17 protein-coding genes and 1 riboswitch are annotated in these 17617 nt (G+C 76.2%); of the genes, 4 read left to right on the top strand and 13 right to left on the bottom strand.

The genetic code is table 11. The annotated features are described in order from the left end of the window. Window positions 1–27: 27 nt before the first annotated feature. Window positions 28–2454, top strand: a complete 2427-nt coding sequence (locus BKA21_RS10045; RefSeq protein ID WP_140458449.1) for a heavy metal translocating P-type ATPase — start codon at window positions 28–30, stop codon at window positions 2452–2454. A 223-nt stretch (window positions 2455–2677) separates the two neighbouring features. Here BKA21_RS10045 and BKA21_RS10050 read toward each other — a convergent pair whose 3' ends face one another. The 4 genes from BKA21_RS10050 to BKA21_RS10065 are packed head-to-tail and all read right to left on the bottom strand — an operon-like array spanning window position 2678 to window position 5425. Further along, window positions 2678–3463, bottom strand: coding sequence for an ABC transporter permease (locus tag BKA21_RS10050; RefSeq protein ID WP_140458070.1), 786 nt, complete (start codon window positions 3461–3463; stop codon window positions 2678–2680). Next, window positions 3460–4470 carry an ABC transporter ATP-binding protein gene (locus BKA21_RS10055; protein WP_140458071.1) on the bottom strand — a complete coding sequence of 337 codons (1011 nt, stop codon included), beginning with the start codon at window positions 4468–4470 and terminating at the stop codon, window positions 3460–3462. The genes BKA21_RS10050 and BKA21_RS10055 overlap by 4 nt, the downstream gene beginning before the upstream one ends. After that, a complete protein-coding gene (locus BKA21_RS10060) occupies window positions 4467–4772 on the bottom strand; it encodes a transcriptional regulator (RefSeq protein ID WP_140458072.1) in 306 nt (101 codons plus the stop codon). Before BKA21_RS10060 ends, BKA21_RS10055 begins: the two co-directional genes overlap by 4 nt. Further along, on the bottom strand, window positions 4769–5425 hold the full coding sequence (locus BKA21_RS10065; protein WP_239072868.1) for a hypothetical protein: 657 nt from the start codon (window positions 5423–5425) through the stop codon (window positions 4769–4771). Before BKA21_RS10065 ends, BKA21_RS10060 begins: the two co-directional genes overlap by 4 nt. 94 nt (window positions 5426–5519) lie before the next feature. On the opposite strand from BKA21_RS10065, the gene BKA21_RS10070 reads away from it, so the two are divergent. Further along, window positions 5520–6341: a CPBP family intramembrane glutamic endopeptidase gene (locus BKA21_RS10070; RefSeq protein WP_140458073.1), complete on the top strand. Its 822-nt coding sequence runs from the start codon at window positions 5520–5522 to the stop codon at window positions 6339–6341. 9 nt (window positions 6342–6350) lie between these two features. Here the strand turns inward: BKA21_RS10070 and BKA21_RS10075 are convergent, their stop codons facing one another. Together BKA21_RS10075 and BKA21_RS10080 are read right to left on the bottom strand one after the other, a co-directional pair. Continuing rightward, window positions 6351–6935 carry an HdeD family acid-resistance protein gene (locus BKA21_RS10075; protein WP_140458074.1) on the bottom strand — a complete coding sequence of 195 codons (585 nt, stop codon included), beginning with the start codon at window positions 6933–6935 and terminating at the stop codon, window positions 6351–6353. 108 nt (window positions 6936–7043) lie between these two features. Continuing rightward, complete coding sequence (locus tag BKA21_RS10080; RefSeq protein WP_179625350.1) at window positions 7044–7277, bottom strand: hypothetical protein; 234 nt, start codon at window positions 7275–7277, stop codon at window positions 7044–7046. Between the two features lie 163 nt (window positions 7278–7440). Here BKA21_RS10080 and BKA21_RS10085 point away from each other — a divergent pair, with 163 nt between their 5' ends. Beyond that, window positions 7441–10014 (top strand): lysylphosphatidylglycerol synthase transmembrane domain-containing protein, encoded by a 2574-nt coding sequence (locus BKA21_RS10085; protein ID WP_140458075.1) that lies wholly within the window; start codon window positions 7441–7443, stop codon window positions 10012–10014. A gap of 299 nt (window positions 10015–10313) precedes the next feature. On the opposite strand, the gene BKA21_RS10090 is transcribed toward BKA21_RS10085, so the two are convergent. The 5 genes from BKA21_RS10090 to BKA21_RS10110 form a co-directional block, all read right to left on the bottom strand. Further along, window positions 10314–10451 (bottom strand): hypothetical protein, encoded by a 138-nt coding sequence (locus BKA21_RS10090; protein WP_170208942.1) that lies wholly within the window; start codon window positions 10449–10451, stop codon window positions 10314–10316. A 16-nt stretch (window positions 10452–10467) separates the two neighbouring features. Further along, a riboswitch (cyclic di-GMP riboswitch) is annotated at window positions 10468–10542 on the bottom strand. A 196-nt stretch (window positions 10543–10738) separates the two neighbouring features. Then, the gene (locus BKA21_RS10095) at window positions 10739–10909 is read right to left on the bottom strand and encodes a CsbD family protein (RefSeq protein WP_140458076.1); all 171 of its coding nucleotides are present in this window, start codon (window positions 10907–10909) and stop codon (window positions 10739–10741) included. A 60-nt stretch (window positions 10910–10969) separates the two neighbouring features. Beyond that, a complete protein-coding gene (locus BKA21_RS10100; RefSeq protein WP_140458452.1) occupies window positions 10970–11581 on the bottom strand; it encodes a 1-acyl-sn-glycerol-3-phosphate acyltransferase in 612 nt (203 codons plus the stop codon). A gap of 86 nt (window positions 11582–11667) precedes the next feature. Continuing rightward, window positions 11668–12645, bottom strand: a complete 978-nt coding sequence (locus BKA21_RS10105) for an aldo/keto reductase (RefSeq protein ID WP_140458077.1) — start codon at window positions 12643–12645, stop codon at window positions 11668–11670. An 81-nt stretch (window positions 12646–12726) separates the two neighbouring features. Further along, window positions 12727–14751 carry a penicillin-binding transpeptidase domain-containing protein gene (locus BKA21_RS10110; RefSeq protein ID WP_239072867.1) on the bottom strand — a complete coding sequence of 675 codons (2025 nt, stop codon included), beginning with the start codon at window positions 14749–14751 and terminating at the stop codon, window positions 12727–12729. Window positions 14752–15014: 263 nt separating this feature from the next. Between BKA21_RS10110 and BKA21_RS10115 the strand changes: the two genes are divergently transcribed. Further along, on the top strand, window positions 15015–15665 hold the full coding sequence (locus BKA21_RS10115; protein ID WP_239072866.1) for a GNAT family N-acetyltransferase: 651 nt from the start codon (window positions 15015–15017) through the stop codon (window positions 15663–15665). A gap of 6 nt (window positions 15666–15671) precedes the next feature. Here BKA21_RS10115 and BKA21_RS10120 read toward each other — a convergent pair whose 3' ends face one another. Both BKA21_RS10120 and BKA21_RS10125 read right to left on the bottom strand, forming a co-directional pair. Next, on the bottom strand, window positions 15672–16523 hold the full coding sequence (locus BKA21_RS10120; protein WP_140458079.1) for an SDR family NAD(P)-dependent oxidoreductase: 852 nt from the start codon (window positions 16521–16523) through the stop codon (window positions 15672–15674). 138 nt (window positions 16524–16661) lie between these two features. Further along, window positions 16662–17567, bottom strand: a complete 906-nt coding sequence (locus BKA21_RS10125) for an LLM class flavin-dependent oxidoreductase (RefSeq protein WP_275406399.1) — start codon at window positions 17565–17567, stop codon at window positions 16662–16664. Window positions 17568–17617: the final 50 nt, after the last annotated feature.

A 17617-nucleotide genomic window follows, 5' to 3' on the forward strand; every position in this document is an offset into this window, starting at 1 on the left:
GCGACCGTCGACCTGGCCGTCGAGGGCATGACCTGCGCGTCGTGCGTGGCCCGCGTCGAGAAGCGGCTCAACCGCGTCCCGGGGGCGAGCGCGACCGTCAACCTGGCGCTCGAGAGCGCCCACGTCGAGCTGCGCCCCGCCGAGGAGGGCACGCTCGCGAGCGTCGACGACCTGCTCGCCGCCGTCCGCGCAGCCGGGTACGAGGCGCGCGCCACGAGCACCCCGGTGCCGGCCGCGCCCGCCGACGAGCAGCACCACGGGGCCCACGGCGGGGCCCACGCCACCGACGCAGACGCACCGGCGACGCACGCGCACGGCGCGCACGACCACACCGACACGGGCAGCCTCACCGACGCCCCCGCGGAGGACGACACGTCCTCGCCCGTCGACGCCCGCGGGGCCGACCTGCGCCGCCGCCTGCGCGTCGCCGCGGTCCTCACGCCGCCCGTCGTCGTGCTCAGCATGGTCCCGGCCACGCAGTTCACGGGCTGGCAGTGGCTCGTCGCGGCGCTCGCGCTGCCCGTCGTCACCTGGGCCGCGTGGCCGTTCCACCGGGCGGCCGCGCGTGCGGCCCGGCACGGGGCGTCGACCATGGACACCCTCGTGTCGATCGGCGTCGTCGCGGCGACCGGCTGGTCGCTGTGGGCCCTGCTGCTCGGCGGCGCGGGCATGCTCGGCATGCGCATGACCCCGACGCTGTTCCCCGCCGCGGGGGCGGGGCACGGCACGTCGATGCCGGAGCTGTACTTCGAGGTCGCGGCCGTCGTCGTGACGTTCCTGCTGCTCGGCCGCTACGCCGAGCACCGCTCGCGCCGCCGGGCGGGGGACGCCCTGCGGGCCCTGCTCGACCTCGGCGCCAAGGACGTGGCGCAGATCGTCACCGGCCCCGACGGCCGGCGCGTCGAGCAGCGCGTCCCCGTCGGCGCGCTCGCCGTGGGCGACCTGTTCGCGGTGCGCCCGGGCGAGAAGGTCGCCACCGACGGCGTCGTCGTCGAGGGCAGCAGCGCCGTCGACACCTCGCTCCTCACCGGGGAGCCCGTCCCCGTCGACGTCGGCCCCGGCGACGAGGTCACGGGCGCGACCGTGAGCACGTCCGGGCACCTCGTCGTGCGCGCCACCCGCGTGGGCGAGGAGACCCGGCTCGCGCAGATCGGCCGGCTCGTGTCCCGCGCCCAGACGGGCAAGGCGCCCGTGCAGCGGCTCGCGGACCGCATCTCGGCCGTCTTCGTGCCGGTCGTGCTGGTGCTCGCCGTCGGCACGCTGGTCGTGTGGCTGCTCGCCGGCGGCGGCGTCCAGGCGGCGTTCACCGCCGCCGTCGCGGTGCTGATCATCGCGTGCCCGTGCGCGCTCGGGCTGGCGACGCCCACGGCGCTGCTCGTCGGCACGGGGCGCGGCGCACAGCTCGGCGTGCTCATCAAGGGCCCGGAGATCCTCGAGGAGACGCGCCGCGTCGACACCGTCGTGCTCGACAAGACGGGCACGGTCACGCAGGGGCGCATGGCGCTCGTCGACGTCGTCCCCGCCCCCGGGGAGGACGCCGCACAGGTGCTGCAGCTGGCGGGGGCCGTCGAGGCGCTCGCCGAGCACCCCGTCGCCCGCGCCGTGGCGGCCGCCGCGGCCGAGCGCCGGACCGCGCCCGAGCCCGTGGCGACCGGTGCGGACGGCGTGCCCGTCGGGTCCGACGAGGTGCGGGAGTTCCGCGCCGACGCCGGGCACGGCGTGAGCGGCGTGGTGCGGACCGCGCACTCCGGCGTCGGCCTGGCCCGTCGGGTGCTCGTCGGCCGGGCGGGCTGGCTCGCCGACCAGGGCGTCGACGTCGCGACGGTCACCGCCGCCGTGGACGCCGCGGAGCACGACGGCGCGACCGCGGTCGTCGCGGCGTGGGACGGCAGGGCCCGCGGCGTGCTCGTGCTGCGCGACCCCGTCAAGCCGACGTCGGCCGCCGCGGTGGCCGAGCTGCGGTCGCTGGGCCTGCGCCCGGTGCTGCTGACCGGCGACAACCGCGGTGCGGCGCTCGCGGCGGCCCGTGCCGTCGGGATCGCCGACGAGGACGTGCTCGCGCAGGTGCTCCCGGCCGACAAGGTCGCGCACGTGGAGCGGCTGCAGGCGTCCGGCGCACGCGTCGCGATGGTCGGCGACGGCGTCAACGACGCGGCCGCCCTGGCGACCGCCGACCTCGGGCTCGCGATGGGCACGGGGACGGACGTCGCCATCGAGGCCGCGGACCTCACGCTGGTGCGCGGCGACCTGGCGGCGGCGCCGCAGGCGATCCGGCTGGCGCGGCGCACGCTGCGCGTGATCCGGCAGAACCTGTTCTGGGCGTTCGCCTACAACGTGGCGGCGATCCCCCTGGCCGCCCTGGGCCTGCTGAACCCGATGATCGCGGGCGCGGCGATGGCCTTCTCGTCGGTCCTGGTGGTGACGAACTCCCTCCGCCTCCGCCGCTTCACCTGACCCCACCCCCGTCTCCGCCGACCCCGTCATCGGTGCCGCCCACACCCGGGCGACCACCACCGATGACGGGGTCGCCGTCCGTCCCGATCCCGCCGAGCCCGTCATCCGTCGCGCACCAGGGCGTCTGGACGTCATCGATGACGGGGTCGGCGGCGGATGGTGACCGGGGCGGGACGGTGGCGGGCGGGACGGTGGCGGGCGGGACGGTGGCGGGCGGGGAGGGCTAGTGGAAGCGGCGGCCCTCGTCGTTGCGGAGGGCCCAGGTCGCCAGGGCCGCGAACGCCAGCGTCCAGCCGATCAGGACCGGCAGCGCCAGGGCCCCTGCCGGCTCGCCGGTCGTCACCTGGACGACCAGGTCGCGGGCCGCGCGCGACGGCAGCCACTGCGAGACCGCGTCGAGCCAGCCGGGGAAGAACTGGGGCGGCATGAACAGGCCCCCGGCGAACGCCAGCGGGAAGAGCGTGGCCTGCACGACCGCGAGCGCGGCCTTGACCGAGAGCCCGTACCCGATGGCCAGGCCCAGCAGGGTGAACGGCACGGCGACGCCGACGACCATCGCGACAGCGCCGAGCACCTGCAGGGGGCTGAGCGTGGCGGCGGTGAGCAGGACGCCGGCGAGCACGAGCGGCACGAGCGACAGGTACGCCCAGAGCAGCCCGTTGAGGACGCGCCCCGCGAGGCGCGGCGCGGGGCGGGCGGGCAGGGTGCGCACGTAGGTGTCGAACGGCTTGGCGCGGTCCTCCGCGACGCCGGCGCCGTGCGTGAACATGCAGGCCGACATGATGGCGAAGGTGCCGAGCTGGGCGACGGCCGCGGTGGCGGCGACGGGGTCGTCGGCGACGGCGCTCTGCGGGACGATGAAGAACAGCAGCGCCAGGCCGGGGAAGAGCATGTTGCCGAGGACGGCGATGGGGACCCGGGTGGTCTCGAGGAACTGGTAGCGGGTGTGCAGCCAGGTCAGCGACCAGGCGGGCCGGAGCGCGGTGCGCGGGGCGTGGGCGGTGGTCATCGGTGCGCCTCCTCGGCGGGGGTCCCCGGGGCGGGGTCGGTGCGGGCCGTCAGGGCGAGGAACGCCTCCTCGAGGGACGCGCCGCGGACCTCGAGGTCGCGGAACGGCAGGTCGTGGGCCACGAGCGCGCGGACGGCGTCGTCGGCGTCGGAGGCGAGCAGCGTCCAGCGGCTGCCGCCGCGGCCGGGGCCGGCGGGGAGCACGTCCTGGACGCCGGGGAGCGTGCCGAGCCGTGCCCGCAGGGCGGGGTCGTCACCGGCCGCGGCCGCCCGGGCGGTCCCGGGCACGGCGGTCTCGTCGGGGACGGTGAGGGTGACGCGGCGGACGGTGACGAGGTCGACGACGGCGTCGAGGGTGTCGTCGGCGAGCACGCGGCCCTGCCCGACGACGACGACGCGCTCGGCGAGGGCCTCGATCTCCTCGAGGTAGTGGCTCGTGACGATGACGGTGGCGCCGTCGGCGTGGTAGTCGCGCAGGGCCTGCCACAGGACGTGGCGGGCCTCGACGTCGAGGCCCGTGGTGGGCTCGTCGAGCAGCACGAGGCCGGGCCGGCCGACGAGGGACAGCGCGACGGCGAGGCGTCGGCGCTGGCCGCCGGACAGGCCGCCGGTCTGCCGGTCGGCGAGGTCGGCGATGCCGAAGCGCTCGAGCACCTCCGCGGCGGGCATCGGGGTGGCGTAGTGGCCGGCGACGAAGTCGACGACCTCGCGGACCTTGAGGGTCTCGGGCAGCCCGGTGTCCTGCGGCGTGGTGCCGAGGCGGGTGCGCGACGCGGGGTCGCGGGGGTCGCCGCCGAAGAGCCGGACGACGCCGCTGTCGGGGCGGCGCAGCCCCGACAGCAGGGAGAGCAGGGTGGTCTTGCCGGCGCCGTTGGGGCCGAGCAGCCCGACGATCTCGCCGGTGTCGACGCGCAGGCTGACGTCGTCGAGCGCGACGACGTCCCCGAACCGCCGGGTGGCGTGCTCGACGAGGACGGGCGGGTGGTCGGCGACGGGGGGTGCGGTCATGGCTGGGCTCCCTTGAGCAGCGCGGTGAGGGTCTGGGTGTACCGCTCGAACGCGTGGCGCCCGGCGGTGGTCAGCTCGACGTAGGTGGCGGGGGTGCGCCCCTCGTGGGTCTTGGTCTGGGTGACGTAGCCGGCCTGCTCGAGGCGTCGCAGGTGGGTGGAGAGGTTGCCGGCCGTCATGCCGAGGAGCTTCTGCAGCCGGGGGAAGGCGATGGAGTCGCCGACGCCGAGCGCGGCGAGCGTCGCGACGACCCGCAGGCGGGAGGCGGAGTGGATGACGGGGTCGAGCTCGGCCTCGGTCATGCGGTGCGCCGCCGCCAGGTGGCCACGAGGGCGCCGACGAGCAGACCACCACCGCCGCCGGCGGCCATGACGAGGTGCCCGGCGGGCAGGCCGACGAGGCTGGTGACGACCGTCATCACGAGGATCCAGGCGCCGAGGGCGTAGAGGGGCTTCTCCTGCCAGAGCGCGCCGCCGGCGAGGTAGAGCAGGCCGACGACGAGCAGCGCGATGCCGTTGGCGGCGGTGGTGATCACGACGTCGTCGGCGCCGGCGCGCGCGAGGCCGCCGACGATGGTGCCCTGGGCGGCGAACCCGAGGCACCAGGCCCACCCGTACATGGCCCCGGTGGACCGGCTGACGCCGCGCACGCCGCGGGTGGCGCGCAGGACGTGGACGAGCGTGACGACGAGGGCGGTGACGACGCAGACGCCGAAGACCGCCGCGGCGACGCCCTCGCCGGGGCCGCCGGGGTCCTGCGTGGCGCCCCACCAGCGGGCGCCGTACCCGACGACCCAGGCGGCGCCCCAGACGGCGAAGAGCAGGCGGTCGTCGACGGTGGCGTTGCGGACCGCGCGCCGCTGGGCGTCGACGATCGCGAGGCCGGCGCGCAGGTCGAGCGGCTCGTCGTCCTCGGGGGCGTCGGGGGTGGGCTGATCGGGCAGCGACTTTGTCACGCAAAGTACTTTGCTCCAACCGCGGCCTGGCGTCAAGGCCCGCGCACCCGGGCCCGCGCAGCCCGCTCCCAGCACGGCGCCGTACGCTGCCGACGTGGAGAGCCGGCCGGACGTCGACGCACCCGGGCGCCCCGAGCGGGCACCCGCCCCCGACCAGGCCGCGGTCCGCCGCCGGCTGACCGCCGAGATCTGGATCGTGCTGGGCCTCTCGCTCGGGAAGTCGGCGGTGTACGCCGTCGTCTCGCTGCTCGCCGCGCTCACCGCGGGCCCCGCGCTCGCCGACCAGACCACCACCCTCAACGCCAGCCGCTCGCCCCGGCCGTGGCTCGACCTGACGTACCAGCTGCTGTCCATCGGGTTCGCCCTCGTCCCCGTGGCCCTCGCGCTGTACCTGCTCTCGTCCCACGGCCGCTCGGCGGTGCGCCGGATCGGGCTCGACGGCGCACGCCCGCTGCGCGACCTCGGTGTCGGCCTGGGGCTCGCCGCAGTCATCGGGATCCCCGGGCTCGGCCTGTACGTGGCCGGGCGGGCGCTGGGCATCACCGTCGAGGTGCAGGCCGCCGCGCTGAACGCCGCGTGGTGGACCGTGCCCGTGCTGATCCTCTCGGCGCTGCAGAACGCGCTGCTCGAGGAGGTCGTGGCGGTCGGGTACCTCATGGAGCGCCTGCGCGAGCTGCGCTGGAGCACGCCCCTGGTCGTCGCCGCGAGCGCCCTGCTGCGCGGCTCCTACCACCTGTACCAGGGGTGGGGGCCGTTCGTCGGGAACGTGGTGATGGGCGTCGTCTTCTCGCTGCACTACGTGCGCCGACGACGCGTGATGCCGCTGGTGGTCGCGCACACCGCGCTCGACGTGGTGGCGTTCGTCGGCTACGCGATGCTGCCCGAGGAGTGGCTGGAGGCGATCGGCGTCGGCTGACGCACCCCGCTACGCGGCCGGGCGGCTCTCCAGCTCGCGGGCCAGGGACCGCACCGCGAACCCGCCGACGACGTTGAGGGCGCCGCTGACGAACGCGAACAGCCCGAGCAGCACGGCGAACACCGCGAGCGACTGCTGGGGCCGCACCACGAGCAGCAGCGCGAACAGCGTCGAGACGAGCCCGAGCGCGAACGGCCAGTGCCAGCCCACGTCGCGCGACCGGGAGATCGCCACGGACGCGATGATCGACACGACGCCGAGCACCAGCAGCCACGCGGCGAGCAGGAAGAACAGCACCCGCACGGTGGGCCCGGGCCACAGCATGACGACCGCGCCGACGAGCACGCCGCCCAGCCCCTCGACGACCCACCACCCCGCCCCGGGCGTGCCCCGGTTGGCCAGGCCCTGGGCGGCCGCGAGCACGCCGTCGACCACCGCGAAGAGGCCGAAGAGCCAGATGATCGCCGACGTCGTGACCGTGGGCTGCGCCAGCAGCGCGATGCCGAGCACCAGCAGCACGACGCCGCGCAGCACGGGCAGCCACCACACCGACCGCAGGACCTTCGACACCTCGTGGACCACGTCGTCGACCATGAGGGACCTCCGTCCGCGGGTGCGTGCGGGCCGACGGCCCGGTGCGACGCACCTTCTCCGACGAACGTAGCGCCGCCGGACCTCCCGCACCCGCCGAGACGCGACGGATCAGGCGCCGCGCCGCCGGCTGCCGCCGTACCGACGGTGCACGGCCTGCTTGCTCACGCCCAGCATCGTCGCGATGGCGGCCCACGGCACGCCGGCGGTGCGGGCCCGTCGGACAGCCACCGCCTCACGGCGGTCGACCTCCTGGCGCAGCCGCGCGAGCGCCTGGAGCGCACCCAGCGGATCGTCGTCCTCGGCCTGCACCACCATCGCCGCCATGTCGACCTCCTCGGTCATCCGCCCTCCGTTCGTCAACACATGTTGACGCACCCCGTCCGTCTCGTCAACCTTTGTTGACGACCGCCGGTGGTGGCTCCGTCGCAGGGCGGAGGGGACGACGTGCCGAACCCCACCGCGAGGCTGACGAGCGCGACGGGGCACGCTGCCTAGACTCGCCAGCATGCCCGTCCCGCCGTCGTCAGCGCCGGACGGCGCCGTCGAGGAGGGCCCCGGCACCCCCGCAGGACGCACGGCGCAGCCCCCCGCCGACCCCACGACCCGCACGCCCGGCACCGACGACGTCCGCGACGTCCCGCCGCCGGTCGACGTGCTCGACACCCCGACGACCCGGGTCCACCACCCCGGCGACCTCCTGGCGCTGGTCGCCACCGCGCTCGGCGCCGTCCTCGTCGTGGTCCTGGCCACCTACGCGCAGAACACCACGACCGGTGTCGCCGAGGACGTCCAGGGCTTCGCCGACCTGCTCCGCCGGATCCTCTTCGTCCCCGTCTCGTTCCTCGAGGCGTTCACGACGATCGTCGTGCCGATCGCCGTGCTCACCGAGCTCGCGGTGCGCCGGCTCGGCCGCCAGCTGCTCGAGGGCCTGATCGCCGCCGCCGCCGCGATCCTCGTCACCACCGCCGTGCACTGGGTCGTGCAGACCCTCGGCAGCCCGCACGTCCAGGTCGGCCTGTCCGTGCGGCTCGGCGGCGCGTGGGTCCTGACCATCCCCAGCTACATGGCCATGCTCGCGGCGCTGCTCACCCTCAGCGGCCCGCGCAGCCGGCGCCGGTCGGTGGCCTGGTCGTGGAACCTCCTGTGGGTGACGATCGGCGTGCTGCTCATCACCGCGCAGGTGTCGCTGCCCGGCGTCGCGCTCGCCCTGCTGCTCGGGCGCACCGTCGGCCTCGCGGTGCGGTACGCGTCGGGCGTGACCACCGAGCGCGCCGAGGGTGACGCCCTCGTGCTCGGGGTCCGGCGCGCGGGGCTCGTGCCGGCGCGGATCCACCGCGTCCACGACCCCGCAGGCGCCGAGCCCGCGCCCGGGTCCGCCGCACTCCCCACCCCCTCCCCCGCGCGGCTCGCGCTCGCCCGCTCGTCCGGGGACCGCCTGTACGCCCTGACCACGGCCGACGGGCGCGAGCTCGACCTGCTCGCGTTCGACGGCGACCGCCAGGTCGTGGGCATGCTCACCCGTCTGTGGCGCAGCCTGCGCCTGCGCGGCATCGAGGGCCGGTCGGCCCTGTCGCTGCGCCAGGCCACCGAGCGCGCCGCCCTGCTCGCGTACGCGGCCGCCGCCGCGGGCGTGCGCACGCCGCAGCTGCTACGCATCGCCGAGGTCGACGACTCGCTGCTGCTCGTGCAGGAGCGCCCCGGCGACGCCGTCCCCGTGTCCGAGCTGGACGACCTCGACGACCGCGAGCTCGACGAGATCTGGGCCCAGGTGCGCCGCGCGCACGCCGCCGGCCTCGCGCACCGCGCCCTGACCAGCGACGTCGTGCTCGTCGAGCGCACCCCCGCCGGGCCGCACGTGTGGCTGACGGGGTGGGAGCTCGGCGACGTCGCGTCGTCCGAGCTGGCGCGGCGCCTCGACGTCACCCAGCTGGTCGCGCTGCTCGCGCTGCGGGTCGGCGCGGCCCGCACCGTCGCGTCCGCGGCGCGGGCCCTGACCGAGGCCGAGCTGGCCGCCGTCGGCCCCCTGCTGCAGACCGTCACGCTGCCGCGCCGCACCCGCGACGAGCTGCGCGCGCACCGGGACGTCCTCACCGACCTGCGCACCGTCCTCGTCGAGCGCCTGCCCGCGGCCGACCTCGAGCCGGTCCAGGTCGTGCGGTTCGGCGCGCGGACCGTCTTCACCATCTTCGTGACCGTCGTCGCGGTGTTCATCATCCTCGCGTCCATCAACGTCGCGACGATCACCGAGGTCCTGGCCGAGAGCGACTGGCGCTACAGCGCGCTGTCGTTCGCGTTCGGGCTCGTCACGCTGCTCGGGGCGGCGCTCGCGTTCGTCGCCTTCTCCCCCGTCCGGCTGCCCGTCTGGCGGGCGACCCTGGTGCAGACCGCGGCCACGTTCGTGGCCCTGGCCGCGCCCGCCGGGATCGGCCCGGCCGCGCTGAACCTGCGGATGCTCACCCGGCGCGGGGTCTCCTCGTCGCTGGCCGCCGCGACGGTCGCCCTCGTGCAGGTCAGCCAGTTCGTCGTCACGCTGCTGCTGCTGCTCGTGCTGACGCTGACCTCCGGCGTGGGCAGCAACGACCCGTTCACCGTCCCGCCCGCGGCGCTCGTGGCGCTCGCCGTGGTCGCGCTGCTCGTCGGCGCCTCGCTGCTGTTCCCGCAGGTGCGCGCCTGGGTCACCGCGAAGGTCGGGCCGACGGTCCGCCAGACGCTGCCGCGGCTCATCGAGGTGCTCGGCCAGCCGTGGCGCCTCGCGCTGGCGGTCGGCGGCAACGTGCTCATGACCATGGGCTACGTGCTGGCGTTCGACGCGGCGCTGGCCGCCCTCGGGCAGAGCGCGAGCCTCGTGCAGGTCGCCCTCGTCTACCTCGTGGGCAACGCCGGCGGGGCGCTCATCCCCACCCCGGGCGGCATCGGCACGGTCGAGAGCGCGCTCGCGCTGGGCCTGACGACGGCCGCCGGGGTCAACGCCGGTGTCGCGACGACCGTCGCGATCCTCTTCCGCGTGCTGACCTTCTGGCTGCGCATCCCGATCGGCTGGGTGGCCATGCGGTACCTGCAGCGCGTCGGCGAGCTCTGACGCCGCCGACGACGGCGCGGGGCCCGGACGCGTCGCCCGGGCCCCACGCCTGCCGCGTCAGAAGAACCAGTGCATCAGGACGAGGAACCACTCCCACAGCGTGTCCACGGTCGCCCCCCCGGTGCATCGCCCGCGCCGTCGGCGGGCGCCATGCTCGCGACACCAGGACCGGGCGGGGCGGCAGGGCAGGGACGCGCGCCACGACACGGCGTGTCGCGCCGCGCCACGCCGGAGGACGACCCCTCAGACGCGTCGAGCGCCGCCCCACCAGGGACGGCGCTCGACGGACGGTGCTGGGCTCAGGCGGCCATGCTCTCGCGCTGGACCGGGATGATCGACGACGCCTCGAGGCGGGCGGCCAGGGCGGCCCAGGCGCTCAGGCGGGTGGTGGGGAGATCGGTGCGCGACTTGTCCGCCGCAGATCCACGCTGGTCCATGATCGACCTCTCATCGTTCGGTAGCCCGGCTGACCCAGTAGGTCCCGTGGCTTTGCGTCCCCGCCTTGCGGAGGGTTTGCCGTTTCGCTGACGTCGCCGACACTAGCCGCGCCGCGGCGACCGTGGGAAGAGCACATCCCCGGAAATACTGGACTGCCGCCCAATTCACCCGCACGGGGGACCGACACGCCGGGCCGCAAGCGTGCACAGGTCCGTCCGGGGTCCCCCGGACGCGCAGCACCCCGCGAACCAGCAGGTCCGCGGGGTGCCGGGTCGTGCGGCAGCGCTCAGCGCAGGGCGTCCTTGACGTCGTCGCCGGCCTGCTTGAGGTTGGCCTTGCTCTGGTCGGCCTTGCCCTCGGCCTCGAGGCGCTCGTCGTCCGTGAGCTTGCCCCAGGCCTCCTTGGCCTTGCCCGAGGTCTCCTCGGCGGCGTGCTTCGCCTTGTCGTCCAGTCCCATGGCGGCCTCCTTCGTCGGTGCACCGCGCGCGAGGGTCGTCGCGGCGCGTCCCGGACGACGCTAGGTGGCCGGGGAGCCGTCCGCATCCGGAGCGGGCGGGCCCGACGGCTCGTCGCGCAGGCGCGGCTCCGTGCGGCGCGCCGGCACCAGCCCGGACTTGTCGGCGTAGAACGCGCGGACCACGTCCATGTCGGCCCGCACGTCGCCGGTGAGGGTGATCGTCGGGCCCAGGCCCGTCGTCATGGTCGTCCGGTCCACGTAGCCGAGCGTCACCGGCAGGCCCGTGGCCCGCGCGATGCGGTAGAAGCCGGACTTCCAGCCGCTGCCCGAGCGGGTGCCCTCCGGCGTCACCACGAGGTAGAACCGCTCCCCCGCCGCGATCCGCGCGACCAGGTCGTCGACGAGACCCGCCGGGTCGCGGCGGTCGACGGGGATACCGCCGAGCGCGCGCATCACCGGGCCGCCGACCCCCCGGAACAGCGTGTGCTTGCCGAGCCACCGGAACGGCAGGTCCTGCTCGGCGCCGATGGCGAGCATCAGGACGAAGTCCCAGTTCGAGGTGTGCGGCGCCCCGATGAGCACCCCGGCACCGTCCCGGGGCAGCCGCTCGGTGCGCAGCGTCCAGCGGCTGACCGCCCAGTACGCCCGGGCCAGGGTCGTGCGCGTGCTCATCGTGGTCCCGTCGCGGAGGTGTGCAGAGGTCATGGACGGTAGCGGATGGGACCGACGCCCCTTGCCCCCGGCGCCCGGCGCGTCGGTCAGGCGTCGAAGGGCGCGTCGAGCCAGGTGCGCGACGGGGGCAGGAGCGTCGCGAGCTCGTCGAACAGCTCCTGCGGCAGCGGCGTCGCCGCGGCGGCGAGGGTCTGGGCGACCCGCTCCGGGCGGGACATCCCGACGATCGTCGACGTGAACCGCTCGTCGCGCAGCGAGACCTGCAGCGCCGCCGTGCGCAGGTCCGTGCCGTGCGCGGCGCACACCGCACGCATGCGGCCGACGGCGTCGAGCACCTCGGGCGGGGCCGGACGGTAGCCGTACGTGGTGGGACCGCCCTCCTGGTGGGCCAGCACGCCGCCCCCGAGCACCGCGGCGTTGAGCACGCCCATGCCGCGCGCCCGGGCCTCCGCCACGAGCGCGTCGGCGGACCGGTCGACCAGCGTCCAGCGGTTGTGGACGAGCAGCACGTCGAACACCCCGAGGGCGAGGTACCGGGCCATCTCCTGCACGCGCCCGCCCGCGAGCCCGATCGCCCCGACGGCCCCGGACTCCCGCAGCTCGACGAGCGCCTCGACCGCGCCGTCGGGGGCCGTGAGGTCGTCGAACTCGTGCCGCTCCGGGTCGTGCAGGTGCACCAGCGGCAGGTGGTCCAGCCCCAGCCGGCGCCGCGACTCGTCGACCGAGCGGCGCACGCGCTCGCCCGAGTAGTCGGAGCCCTCCGGGTCCACCTTGGTGGCGACGACGACGTCCGCGGGCAGCCCGCCGTGCGCGGTGAGCGCGGCCCCGATCCGCCGCTCGCTCTCGCCGCCGGAGTACCCGTTGGACGTGTCGAGGAAGCGGACGTCGCTGCGCAGCGCGGCCAGCACCGTGCTGATGCCCCGCTCCGGGGAGACGTCCTCGCCGAACAGCTCGGGCATGCTCCCCAGCGGCCCGCCGCCCAGGCACAGGGCGCTGACCGTCAGGGACGTCCCGGGCAGGGGGCGCATCCACCCGGCGCCGCCGGGCACGTGGGGTACGGGCATCGTCGTCTCCGTCTCAGGGCCTGCCGTCGTCCGTCTCCGGGCCTGCCGCCGTGCGTCTCCGGGTCCGCGGCCGGGCCGATGTCAGCCGACGAGGAACGCGCGCATCAGCGGGCCCGCCGTCGTCGAACCGTAGTCGCCCTCGGCGACGAACACCGACACCGCGAGGTCGCCCTGGACCGCGATCATCCACACGTGGTTGCGCAGGTCGTCGCCCGTGCCGAACTGCGCCGTCCCCGTCTTGGCGAGCACCGGCTCGCCGGGGACGTCGGCGAGCAGGGTCGCGCCGCCCTCGGTGACGACGGCCCGCATCATGTCGCGCAGCGCGGCGGCCTCGTCCTCCGTCAGGGGCGTGGCCGGCGTCGACGCCGCCTCCTGGGTGGGGGTCCCGGTGGCGGCGTCCGTCGCGTCGCCCGTCGCGTCGTCGCCCGTGGCACCGTCGGCCGCGTCGACGACCAGGACGGGCGTGACCGTGCGCCCCGCACCGACCGACGCCGCCACCGTCGCCATGCCGAGGGGCGACGCCAGCACCTGCCCCTGGCCGATGACCGTCGCCGCCAGGGCCGTGCCCGACGCGTCCGCGGGGACCTCGCCGAGGAACGAGGGGAAGCCCAGCGACACGTCCGGATCGAGACCGAGCGAGCGCGCCGCCTCGACGATGCCGGCGGGGGTCGTCGTGTCGCGGGCGCCGATGAAGGCCGTGTTGCAGGAGTTGGCGAACGCGGTGCGGAACGGCACGTCGCCCGAGGCGGCGGCCGGGTACCCGGGGAAGTTCTGGAACGTGCGGCCGTCGACCGTCACGGTCGCCGGGCAGCTCACCGTGGCGTCCGGCGTGAGCCCGCCGCGCAGGTACGCCAGCGCGGACGCGACCTTGAAGGTGGAGCCCGGCGGGTACTGCCCGACGGTCGCGGTGGACAGCCCCTCGCCGCCCGCACCGCTGGCCGCGGCCACGACCTCGCCCGTCGACGGACGGATCGCGACGATCGCGGACGCGGGGGCCACGCCCGCGAGCACGGACTCGGCGCGCTCCTGGAGCCCGACGTCGAGCGTCAGGCGCAGGTCGCCGCCCGCGACCGGCTCGGTGGTGAACAGCTGCCGGACCGCGTCGCCCTCCGCCGGCACGGCCTCGACCGTGACGCCTGGCGCACCGCGCAGCAGGTCGTCGTACTGGCGCTGCAGGCCCGACAGGCCGGTGAGGTCGCCGGCCGCGATCTCTCCCGCGGAGTCCTCGACGATCTCCGCGGTCGCCAGCCCGACGGTGCCGAGCAGCGGCCGGGCGAAGGTGCGCGTCGGCGCCAGCGGCAGCTCGTCGTCCTGCACGAGCACGCCGGGCAGCGCCGCGAGCGCGGCCACGTCGTACGCGGGGTCGTCGGCGCGCACGACGATCGCCTCGACGAAGGCCTGCTCGCCCGCGCCCTCGACGCGGGTCGCGTACTCGGCGGGGTCGATCTCCAGGGCCTGCGCGAGCGCGGTCGCCGCGGCCCCCGCCTGCCCGGCCTCGACGCGGGTCTTGTCGATGCCGACGCGCTTGACGGCGCGCGGCTCGACGACCACGGCGTCGTCCGCGCCGAGCACACGGCCGCGCTCGGCGGTCGTGCGGGTCAGGCGCAGGGTCTCGCCGTCCATGAGGTCGGGCGCGAGGAGCGCGTCCTGCCACACGACCCGCCACACGTCCTCGTCGTCGAGCACGACGTTCGCGGTCGCCTCGTAGCTCCAGTCCTCGTCGGTGCCCGGCAGGTCCCAGGTGACGGTGAGGGGCGCCGTCGCGCTCTCGCCCTCCTCGGCGACGGTGACGTCGCCCGCCGCGACGGCCGCCGTGGCCTCGCCGAGCCCCGCGACGACCTCGGTGCGCCGGGCCTCGATCGCGTCGGCGCCCGCGGACCGGGCGTCGAGCGGGACGTCGTCGAACTGGCCGGCGACGAGCGCGTCGGCGAGGGCCTGGACGGCCGGCGCCGGGTCGGGCCGGTCCGGGGTGCACGCCGTGAGGCCGACGGTGCCGAGGGCGCCGACGGTCAGCGTGACGAGCAGCCCCCGGACCGCCCCGGGGCCGTGCACCCGCCGGGCGTCGCCCGCTCGTCCGTCCGTCGCCCGTGCCGTCGCGTCGCGCACCCGTGCCCCCTCGTCGTCGCTGGACCTGCGGTCATGCAGCCTGGCAGCGGCGGGCGGGCCCCGGGGCGGACCGCGCCGATCTTCACGCGTCCTCCCCAGGCCTCGTCGGGATCGTCCGGGTCGTCCTGAATCGTCACAGGCGGGGGACCGGGAGATTTCACCCTGCCGACACCCGTGCCGACACGCCCGTGCTGTTGCACCTGGACGCGCGTCCGGGTGACGATCCGCACATGGACGCAGGGGGACGCCCAGCAGGCGCACGCATGCCACCACCCGACCAGGTGGGCCGGCTCAGACCGCAGGACCGCACGGAGGCGGCGGCGGTACTGGCCGCAGCGCTGGGCGAGGACCCGGGCTTCAGCCACATCTTCCGCGACCCGGCCCGCCGTCAGCGCGAGCTGCGCGCGGTGTACCGGCTCACGCTCGCGGACGCGCTGCGGTACGGGCACGTGCTCGTGACCAGCCACGACGGCGAGATCACCGGGGTGCTGGTGCTGTACGGGCCCGGTGGGTACCCGATGCCCTGGTGGCGGTGGGTGCGGCAGGCGCACCGGGTGCTGCGGATCGCGGCGATCGCGCGCGAGCACAGCCCGGGCATCATCCGGTTCGGCGCGCTGACGTCGAAGGGCGTGCCGCGCGACGCCTGGTACGTCGAGGCGTTCGGCGTGCGGCCCGACCGGCAGCGCGAGGGCCGGGGGTCGGTGCTGATGCGGGCGTTCGGCGAGCTCGCCGACGGTCGGCGCGAGCCGTCGTACCTGGAGACCACCAAGCCCGACAACGTCGGCTACTACCTGGCGCGCGGGTACGACGAGATCGGCGAGCACGTGCCGATCTCGTCGCAGGGCCCGTGGATCTACCCGATGACGCGGCCCGCGGCGGACGAGCCCGACGCCACGGGCCCGGCCGCCGGGTGAGCGCCGTCAGCCGGTGACCGACGCGGCCACGAGCTGTTCGCTGCGCTCCCACAGGGCGCGCGCGAGCGCGGGGTCGTGCGCGCGGGGGTTGCCGCGGGCCGGGCGGTCGTCGGACCAGTAGCCGCCCGTCGGCCAGTCGACGCCGGGCGTGGTGCGGGCGAGGCGCACGAGCGTCGCGGCGCCCTGCTCGGGCGTGCGCATGAGCCGCTTGCCGAGCCGGGAGCGGTAGAACCGGCCCGACAGGTCGGCGGAGGTGGCCGCGAAGCTCGTGGCCACGCCGCCGGGGTGCACGGCCGCCGTGGCGAGGCCCGCGTCGCCGTACCGGCGGTCGAGCTCGCGCACGTGCAGGACGTTCGCGAGCTTGGCGTCGGCGTACGCGCGCAGCGACGAGTACCGGCCCTCCGGCGCGGGCTCGCCGGCCCGGCGCGCGTCCTCGACGGTCATGCGGGACGCCCGCGACGCGACGCTCGACGTGGCGAGGACGGTCGCGCGCGAGGCGAGCAGCCGGTCCGTCAGCAGGCTCGTGAGCAGGAAGTGCGCGAGGTGGTCGACCTGGAAGGTCGCCTCGAGGCCGTCCGGGGTGACGGTGCGCTCGCCGAACACCCCGCCGGCGTTGTTGACGAGCACGTCGATCCGCTCGTGGGCGGCGAGCAGGTCGGCGGCCAGGGCGCGGACCTCGTCGAGGCGCGCGAAGTCGGCGACGTGCGCCGGACCGCCCACCTCGGCGGCGACCTGACGGGTGCGCGTCGGCGAGCGCCCCACGACGACGACGGTGTGCCCGTCCGCCGCGAGGGCCCGCGCCGCCGCGGCCCCGATCCCGTCGCTGGCCCCCGTGACCACGATCGTCCTGCCGCTCATCCGCGCCTCCGCCCTCGTGCCCCGACCGGCCCCGGTCCCGTGGCCGTGCGGTGATGGTGCGCGAGGTCGCGGCCCCGCGCACGCCGACGCGCTCGTCTCCGACCCGCTCGGCCGTCGACCTGCTCGGCCGGCGGCCGCTCAGCCCGACGCGAGCGGGCCGAGGTCGGGCGGGCCGAGGCGCAGGCGCGCGAGCAGCCGCTCGGGCGTCGCCGCCTGCGGGTCCCACCGGGAGTCGACGAACCACGTCGCCCCGGCCTGCGCCAGCCCGCCCACCAGGTCGGCCGCCTCCGCCGGGTCGTCCGGCAGGACGCCCTGCACGACGACGTCGAACGGGCCGGCCGCCGGGTCGCGGTGCTCCCGCGCCCACGCGACGACCTCGGCGACGTCCTGCGGGGTCATCGGGTCCATGGCGCGGTCGCCGCGCAGCTGGGGCACGACGCCGTCCCAGCGCACGGCCCGGCCCATGGACCGCGCGCTGGGGAAGGCCGCGACCGGCCACACCGGGATCCGGTGCCGCCCGTCGGGCCGCTCGACCGGACGCGGCAGCAGACGCATACCCTCGACGTGCACGTGCGTGCCGTCGAGGTCGAACGTCTCGCCGCGCCACGAGCGGTCGAGCAGCGCGAGCGCGTCGTCGAGGCGCTCCGCCCGCTCCCGCACGCCGACGGCCTCCCCGCGCACCCCGGCGACCGCGCGGTCGTCCGGGACGCCCAGGCCGACCGGCAGCACGAGCCGCCCTCCGGAGAGGTGGTCGACGGTGACGGCCTGCTTGGCCAGCACCCAGGGGCGGCGGCGCGGCACCGCGAAGACGAGCGCGCCGAGGGTGATCCGCTCCGTCCGCACCGCGGCCGCCGCGAGCACCGCCCAGGGGTCCCAGACGGGGAAGGACGTGTCGCCCATCGCGCCGCCGAGGTCGACGCCGTCCCACGTGAAGAACCCGTCCCAGCCGTGCTGCTCGGCCTCGACCGCCATCTGCACGACCTCGTGCACCGTGCCGAAGCTCCCGACGAACCCGATCCGCACCGTCGCCCCCTCGCCGCCCACGTGCCGCACCCGTGCCGCACCCCTGGCGCCACGGTAGGACGGGCCGCCGA

The organism is Cellulomonas oligotrophica, from assembly GCF_013409875.1.
Classification (GTDB): Bacteria; Actinomycetota; Actinomycetes; order Actinomycetales; family Cellulomonadaceae; genus Cellulomonas; species Cellulomonas oligotrophica.